We start from the raw sequence: 3,814 nt of genomic DNA on the forward strand, positions 1-3,814 counted from the left end.
TATTTTACTATTACTACTATATGAGTTATCCCCCATCTACTATATGTAAACATACCTCCTCTTATTCTTCTCTATCGCTAAGTTTTATATGCTTCTTATACAAATGATATCAATAGCTACCCTATTGAATTCCTTCTGTAGAATTTTAAAGATAACCTCAAAATTTCTATGTATCTTATTCTCCTATTCATAAGAAAAAAGCATTTCAAAAGCATATGAACCACTTTTGAAATGCTTTCATATTATTTCTTTCCGCCATCCTCAGTTACATACGCCCACTTAAAGCTATATTCTGGACTGATGTTATGTTTCACAATGCCTTTTACATTCGGCTTCATTACATATGCTCTTCCTGTTTGGTATAAAGGAACTAATCCTGCATCTTCTTCAAGGAACAATTTCTCTGCTTTCCCTAACGTTTCCCAACGCTTCTTCGGATCAGACAATAATTCATTACCTGCTTTTGCTACCATTTCATCATATTTTGGATTCGAATAACTCATTTGGTTATACGGGCTCTTCGATTCAAACATATCAATAAATGTCATTGGATCCGAATAATCTGGGCTCCAACCAGCAAACGAAACTTCATAATCTTGTGCTGACTCTAATTTTAGTTTTTGTTTGAACGGCTGAATTTTCGTGTTAACCGTTACACCTTTTAAGTTTTTCTCAATTTGATCTTTAAAGTAATCAGCAATTTTCTTCGCAGTTCCATCATCATAGCTTAGTAATTCAATAGTCACTTGGTCTTTTCCAAGTTCTTTTTTCGCTTCCTCCCAAGCTGCTGCACCTTTTTTCAGATCATATTTCAGACCATTTTTAAATGTATCTTGGTAATCTTTACCGTCTGGTCCTGTCGCAAGTCCTTTTGGTACTAATTGATCTGTTGCTTTTGAACCGTTATTTAAAATAACGGTTGCTAGGCCTTTTTTATCAATAGATAATGCGATTGCTTCACGAAGTTTTTTACTCTTTAACGGTGTATCTTGTCCATTACGCTTTTGATTTAAACGTAAGAAGTACGTACTTGCTTCTGAATACTCACCGTATTCCTCTTTGTTTGATTTATATTTATCAACGAATTCTCCTGATAATAATGTGAAATCAATCGATCCTGTATCATATAAATTTACTTTCGTCGCAACTTCTTTTACTACGCTATAGTTAATTTCTTCTAATTTTACAGTCTTATTATCCCAATACTTATCATTTTTCTTTAGCTGCCATCCTTGTTCATGTTTCCAAGAAGCCATCACAAACGGTCCGTTATACAACGTTGTATCTGCTTCTAAACCGAACTTATCCCCTTTTTCTTTTACGAATTTCTCATTTAAAGGATAGTATGATGGGAATGCTAATAGATTTAAGAAATATGGTACTGGCTTTTCTAATTCTACTTCTAGCGTATAATCATCTACCGCTTTTGCTCCTAAATCTGTTAAAGGTTTTTCACCTTTATTAATTGCTTCTGCATTTTTAATATAGTAAGCAATAAACGCATATTCTGCAGCTGTATTTTTATCAAGTAAGCGTTGCCAACCGTACACGAAATCTTTCGCCGTTACAGGGTCACCATTCGACCACTTTGCATCTTTACGTAATTTAAATGTATATTTTTTGCCATCCTCGCTTTTCGTACTAGATTCTGCCGCTGCTGGAATTGGCTTATTATCTTTATCAAGACGATATAAACCTTCCATCGTGTTTCCTAAAATTTGCGCCCCTAGCGTATCAGTAGATTTAGAAGTATCCATTGTCGGAATTTCTTGGTTTTCTGTACGATTTAACACTTGTTTTGCTGCGTATTTAATTTCAGATTTTTTCTCTTCCCCACCACCACTAGACGTCGTAGTTGATTTCTTCTCCCCACCAGATCCAGAACACGCTGTCAGCGCCATACTCATCGCTAAAACTGGCGCTACAACCGCCGTGAACTTTTTCATCTTTTTCTTCATTTTTGTACCCTCCCCAATTATATGTACATTACCAAACCTCGAGAGACACTTTGCGAACGATTTAATTTTCAGAAAATTACAACTAATGTTATTCTACTCTTTTTTCCGCGTTTGTAAATAGTTTTATTTTAAATATTCTGATTTTATTTTTTCGTAATTTAGTATGATTTATCCCCCATCTACTATATGTACATACTATACACCTTATTCTTCTGTATTTAACTGCGCTAAAAATTAGTATTTTCAGCTGACAAAAAAAAGCATTTCAAAGTAGCTAAGCCACTTTAAAATGCTTTTTAACTCTATTATTTTTCAGTTACATATGCCCACTTGAAGCTAAATTCTGGACTAATATTATGTTTCACTACATCTTTTACATTTGGTTGTAAAACATAAGAATCTCCACGTTGATATAAAGGTACAATCGCTACATCTTCTTCAAGTAATGTTTTTTCAGCTTTTCCTAACTCTTCCCAGCGTTTTTTCGCATCACCCATTAATTCAGTACCAGCTTTCTTCACCATTTCATCATATTTAGGATCAGAGAAGCTCATTTGGTTATGAGAATGCTTAGACTCAAACATATCTAAGAATGTCATTGGATCTGCATAATCTGGATTCCAACCACCGTATGAAATATCATATTGTTGCTCAGATTCTAATTTTAGTTTTTGCTTAAATGGTTGAAGTTTAATGTTAACTGTCACACCTTTTAAGTTTTTCTCGATTTGATCTTTTACATATTCTCCAACTTTTTTCGCATTACCAGTATCATAGTTTAAGAATTCAATTGTAACTTGATCTTTTCCAAGCTCTTTCTTCGCTTCTTCCCAAGCTGCAGCAGCTTTTTTAGCATCTGGTTTCAAACCGTTTTTAAATGTTTCTTGGAAATCTTTACCGTCCGGTCCAGTTGCTAATCCTTTTGGTACTAAGAAATCAGCTTCTTTTGATCCATCATTTAAAATTACATTCGCTAAATTCTTTTTATCAATTGATAGCGCAATTGCTTCACGTAATTTTTTGCTCTTTAATGGTGTATCTTGTCCATCACGTTTTTGGTTCATACGAATGAAGTAAGTACTTACTTGTGAATATGTGCCGAATTCATCTTTCTTACTTCTATATTTGTCAACGAACTCTCCATTTAATAAAGCGAAATCAACTTGTCCGCTATCATATAAATTGATAAGAGTTGCTGGCTCTTTAACAACACTGAAGTTAACTTCTTCAAGTTTTACAGTCTTTTTATCCCAATATTGATCATTTTTCTTTAATTGCCATCCTTGTTCATGCTTCCAATCTTTAAGAACGAACGGTCCGTTATATACTGTTGTATCAGACTCTAAACCGAATTTTTCGCCTTTTTCTTTTACGTATTTTTCATTTAGTGGGTAGTACGATGGAAATGCTACTAAGTTTAAGAAGTACGGTACAGCTTGTTCTAATTCAACTTCAAGCGTAAGATCATCTACCGCTTTCACTCCTAAGTCAGCTACAGGTTTTTCTCCTTTATTAACCACTTCTGCATTCTTAATTGGGAATGCAATAAATGCATACTCAGCAGCCGTTTTTGGATCTAATAGACGTTGCCAAGCATATACGAAATCTTTCGCAGTTACTGGATCACCATTTGACCATTTTGCATCTTTACGCAGTTTAAATGTATATTTTTTACCATCTTCACTCTTCGTACTAGATTCTGCCGCTGCTGGAATTGGCTTATTATCTTTATCAAGACGATATAAACCTTCCATCGTATTTCCTAGCATTTGTGAAGATACTGTATCAGTTGATTTTGAAGAATCCATTGTCGGAATCTCTTGTGTTACTGTTCGATTTAACACTTGTTTTGCTGC

At 34.3% G+C, this 3,814-nt stretch carries 2 protein-coding genes; both read right to left on the reverse strand.

All coding sequences use genetic code 11. The features are described 5' to 3' along the window. Positions 1-242: 242 nt before the first annotated feature. Entirely contained in the window at positions 243-1,958 is a 1,716-nt protein-coding gene (locus KI369_RS24445; RefSeq protein ID WP_212957811.1) for a peptide ABC transporter substrate-binding protein, read from the reverse strand. A gap of 305 nt (positions 1,959-2,263) precedes the next feature. Beyond that, positions 2,264-3,814 (reverse strand): peptide ABC transporter substrate-binding protein (locus KI369_RS24450; RefSeq protein WP_212957813.1); only part of this gene is annotated, 1,551 nt, incomplete at its 5' end.

Source organism: Bacillus sanguinis, assembly GCF_018332475.1.
GTDB lineage: Bacteria > Bacillota > Bacilli > Bacillales > Bacillaceae_G > Bacillus_A > Bacillus_A sanguinis.

Coding starts and splice junctions, on each gene's coding strand:
- KI369_RS24445 (WP_212957811.1), bottom strand. CDS start 1,958: ATGAAGAAAAAGATGAAAAAGTTCACGGCGGTTGTAGCGCCAGTTTTA.